The sequence below is a fragment of the Sulfitobacter sp. HI0129 genome (genome assembly GCF_001635395.1).
Classification (GTDB): Bacteria; Pseudomonadota; Alphaproteobacteria; order Rhodobacterales; family Rhodobacteraceae; genus Sulfitobacter.
On sequence record NZ_LWGH01000419.1, the window covers coordinates 1 to 4754 of the forward strand.

Below are 4754 nucleotides of genomic sequence, written 5' to 3' on the forward strand. Positions count from 1 at the left end.
ATGACGACCGGATCGAACGCATGTTCGACGCGCTGCACCGGCAGGCGGGCGATCTGCAAATCATCGTGCTCACCTGCCGCCAGCGCGCCTTCCGGGACCTCGGGGGCCAGTTGCTGCGCATCGGCCCGTCACCGCAGGCAGCGGGCTGACCGCCCCGCTTGCCATCTCCCGCCGCTATTCCGCCGGAAGGGCTCCTGCCGAAGCGGATGCGGCGGGACGCGCGCGTTTGCCCTTCCTCTCCCCCAGCATCAGCATGGCGGGGGTCACGATCAGCGTGAGCACGGTGGCCACGATGAGGCCCCCCGCGATGGCGGAGGACAGTTCGGTCCACCACTGCGTCGAAGGCGCGCCATAAACGATCTCTCGCGTGAAGAAGTTGAGGTTCACCCCGATCACCATCGGCAGAAGCCCCAGCGCCGTGGTGACGGAGGTCAGCACCACCGGGCGCAGACGCTGCGCGCCGGTCCGCAACGCGGCCTCCAGCGATGACATGCCCGCGCGTTTCAGATCGTTGTAGGTGTCGATCAGAACGATGTTGTTGTTCACCACGATCCCGGCCAGAGCGATGACGCCGATACCCCCCATCACGATGCCAAAGGGGCGCCCCGTCACGATCAGCCCGAAGAGCACGCCGGTGACGGAAAAGACGATCGCGCTCATGACCACGAAGGCCTGATAGAAGTTGTTGAACTGGATAACGAGGATCACGAACATCAGGAAGATCGCCGTGATGAAGGCTCCGCCGAGGAAAATCATCGAATCCGCCTGATCCTGCGCCTCCCCGGCAAAGGTCGCCTCTGTCCCCGGGGGCAGGTCCAGCCTGTCCAGCGCCGCGCGCAGGGCGACGATCTGGTCATTGACCAGCACCCCAGGGGCCACGTTGGCCTCGATGCTGACCACGCGGCGTTGATCGATCCGCTTGATCGTGCCGGTGCGCGGCGCGGGTTCGAAGGTCACGAAGTTGGAAATGGGCACCAGTCCCGCGCTGGTGGGCACCCGCAGACCTTCCAGTTCTTCCAGCGTGCGCTCGTCCGATGGAAAGCGCACCCGGATGTCGACGGAACCGTCCACGTCCGAGGGCCGATAATCGGCGACGGTGATGCCCCGGGTCAGGAGCTGCACCGCCTGCCCCAGTGTGGAGATGTCGGCCCCGAACCGTGCCGCCTCCGACCGGTTCACGGCAACGCGCCACTCCACCCCCGGCAGGGGGCGCGTGTCGGTCACATCGGTGAAATTACCGATCTCTTCCATGGCATCGCGGATCATCTGCACCGCATCGTCCTGCGTGTCGGGGTTGCGCGCGCGCACCCGAAGGCTGACGGGCTTGCCCGCCGACGGCCCGCTGGAGGCGGCCTGCACCTGCACGTCTATGCCCGCGATATCGCTCATGTCGGCGCGAATGTCCTCGCCGATGATCTCTGCCTTGCGGCGCGTGTCCCATTCCGTCAGTTCGAGCTGGATGGTGCCGATCACCTCCTCGTCCGCCTGACCGGAGCCGCCACTGGTGGAACGGGCATAGACCGAAGAAATCTCGTCATAGGCAAAGAGCTTTTCCTCCACCCGGCGGACCAGCGCGTCCTTTTCGTAGATCGAGAAGTTGTCCCGCGCGCGGACCTGAACCTGCATGAAATCAGGCTCCACCGACGGAAAGAAGGAGATCCCGTTGCCCAGCGTGCCATAGGCCCCGAAGCTGCCCAGCAGGAAAGCAAGCGCCACCAGCAGGGTCGCGCCGGGCCGCAGGATCGCGTATTGCAGCACCCGCACGTATAGGCCCGTGGCCCCGCGCAACGCGCGCGGATCGCCCTGTTCGGCGGCATGCAGCGTTGCCTTGTCCCGGGCCGACTGCGGCGGCCGCTTGCCGATGATCCCGCCCATGACGGGGATGAAGATCAGCGCCATGAAAAGCGAGGCGGTCAGCGTCAGGATCACGGTGATGGGCAGGAATTTCATGAATTCGCCCACCGTGCCTGTCCAGAACAGTAGCGGAAAGAACACCGACAGCGTCGTCGCGGTGGAGGCGATGATCGGCCATGCCATGCGCTTTGCGGCAAAGGCATAGGCCCGCTTGGGCGGATCGCCCTCCTGCAGGCGCCGGTCCGCCAGTTCGGTGGTGACGATGGCCCCGTCCACCAGCATCCCCACCACGAGGATGAGCGAAAAGAGCACCACGAGGTTCATCGTGTAGCCCATGGCCCAAAGCACCGTCACCCCTGCGAGAAAGGCGCCCGGAATGGCCAACCCGACCAGCAACGCCGACCGGATGCCCAAAGCCCAGACAATGACGATCATGACGAGTATGACGGCGGCGATCACGTTCGCCTCCAGATCGCTCAGCATGGTGCGGACCTGTTCGCTTTCGTCCTGCATGTAATCGATCGTGACGGTCCCGGGCCATTCCTCCGCCGCCCCGGCGATCAGCGCGCGCACATCGGCCACCGTGTCGATGATGTTGCTGCCCGCACGTTTCTTGATTTCCAGCGCCAGCGCGGGCTGCCCGTTGATCCGAGCGAAGCCTGTCGGATCCTCGAAGGTGCGGCGGACCGTGGCGATGTCGGCGAAGGTGACGACCGTGTCGCCGCGCACCAGCACCGGCAGCTGCATCACGTCTTCCAGATCCTCGATCAGCCCCGGCACCTTGATCACCAGCCGCCCTGCCCCGCTTTCGATGGCACCGGCGGCAATCAGCATGTTGTTGCGGTTGATCTGGCCGATCAGTTCTTCGAAGCTGATGTTGTAGGTCTCGAACACCGTGGGGTCGATCAGCACCTCGAGCAGTTCCGTGCGCGCGCCACCCACGTCGACCTCGAGCACGCCGGGCAGACCTTCGATATCGTCCTTGAGGTTCTCGGCGATGGTGTTGAGCGTCCGCTCCGGCACCGGGCCGGAAAGGATTGCCGTCAGGATCGGGAAGAGCGCGGTGTTGATCTCCGTCACAACCGGGTCGGAGGCGTCTTCGGGGAGTTCGGGCTGCGCGCGGTCCACCCCTTCGCGGACCTTGTCCAGCGCCTCGTCGGCGTCGAACCCCGGTTCGAATTCAAGCTGCACGCTGGCGTAACCTTCGCCGGCGCTGCCGGTGATCTCCTTCAGGCCGGTGATGCTGCTCAGTTCCGTTTCCAGCGGCTCCACCAACAGGCGCTCGCTGTCCTCGGGTGAAATTCCGTCAAGCCCGGTCGAGACATAGACCGTTGGAATGGGAATCTCGGGCGAGCTTTCCTTGGGGATCGAGACATAGGCGAAGGAACCTACCGTCAGCACCATGACGAGGGCCAGCACGACGACCCGCGCGCGGCTGAATGCGGCGTCGATCAGCGCGTTCACTGGTCCGCCTCCCGCGGGGTGGCGGCACCCTCTGCGCCCGCTTCTGCATCCTCGCCGGGCGCGCTGTCATCGAGTGATGCGACGGTTGCCTGTGCCGCAGCCGGCCCCTCAACGTTGCGCTCCTGCGGGTTCACCTTTTCACCGTCGCTCACGAAGCCCTGCCCGACGGTGACGATGCGGGTATCCTCCGGCAGGCCCGCGACCCAGATCCCGTCGGTTTGCGCCCGCACGATGGAGACCTCATGGAAATGGACGATGCCCTCTTCATCCACGGTCTTGATCCCCAGCGTGCCGTCCGTGCCGAGCGACAGGATCGCGGGAGAGACGAAATGCGCCCGAAGGCTGCCGGTGGGGATGCGGACCCGCGCGCTGACGCCCGCCGGGACCGAACCTTCGGCATTGGGCACGCTGATCTCGGCGGCGAAGGTACGGGTTTCGGCATCGGCGCTGGAGCTTACGAAAATCACTTCGCCCGTGGCCTCGGTGCCGGTGATGAAACTCACTTCTGCCGGTTGCCCGACCTCGATATTGACGAGCGACTGCTGCGGTATCTGGATTCGGATCGTCAGCGGCGTATTGTCGACCACGCGACCCACTTCCGCCCCGGTGGGAACGAACTCGCCTTCCGCGATGTCAAAGGCTTCGAGCCGCCCGGCGAAGGGGGCGCGAATCTCGGTGTTCTCTATCGCTTCCTCGGCGGCGGCGACCCCCGCCCGGGCGCTTGCCAACGCGGCGCGGGCCTGAGTGACACGGTCCATGGTCGCCACGCCACGCTCAAGTAGCTGTTCGGCGTTTTCGAACTCGCGTTGGGCGCGCGCCTCCTCCTCCCGGGCGCGGGCAAGGTCGGACGCGCGGCTGGCCGTATCGAACCGCGCGAGCGTTTCCCCCGCCATGACATCCGCCCCCTTGCGCACCAGCACTTCGGCGATCTCGCCCGAGGTTTCCGCGCGGATCATCGTGTCACGGTCCGGCAGGGCCTGACCTTCGGCAACGAAGACCTGTGCGACTTCTTCCGCCCGGGACGGGGTCACCGCAACCGTCACCAGCCGGGCCGCCTGTTCCGCGACGCTGGGGGCTGCCTCTTCGGGGGCGGAGGGCAGCACATAGCCGCTGCCCATCCATCCGACGATCAACAGAACGAGCAACCCCGCCACCCATTTCGACCGGGCCGAGCCGGCGTCGCTCTCGAAGGAAAGCGGTGCATTCGTCGCTGCGGATTGGTGTTCAGGGGATTTGCTTTCTGCTGATCCGTTCCGGCCAACGGCTTCGGGGGGCGCTGATGTGCTCATGTTCTGTTCTTCTCGATCCGGGCGATGGCATCGCCGAGTGAGGTTTCGATCTCTGCATAGAAATTCTTGAAATCGTTAAGCCTGCCGCGGATGTCGCCCGCGGTCGCGGGGAGATCGGCGAGCGTGCCGGCCACTTCGTCCCGCGCG

2 protein-coding genes are annotated in these 4754 nt (G+C 65.6%); both read right to left on the minus strand.

The annotated features are described in order from the left end of the window. Window positions 1-174: 174 nt before the first annotated feature. Complete coding sequence (locus A3764_RS11240) at window positions 175-3318, minus strand: efflux RND transporter permease subunit (protein ID WP_067928409.1); 3144 nt, start codon at window positions 3316-3318, stop codon at window positions 175-177. Continuing rightward, the gene (locus A3764_RS11245) at window positions 3315-4607 is read right to left on the minus strand and encodes an efflux RND transporter periplasmic adaptor subunit (protein ID WP_067928407.1); all 1293 of its coding nucleotides are present in this window, start codon (window positions 4605-4607) and stop codon (window positions 3315-3317) included. The genes A3764_RS11240 and A3764_RS11245 overlap by 4 nt, the downstream gene beginning before the upstream one ends. Window positions 4608-4754 lie beyond the last annotated feature (147 nt).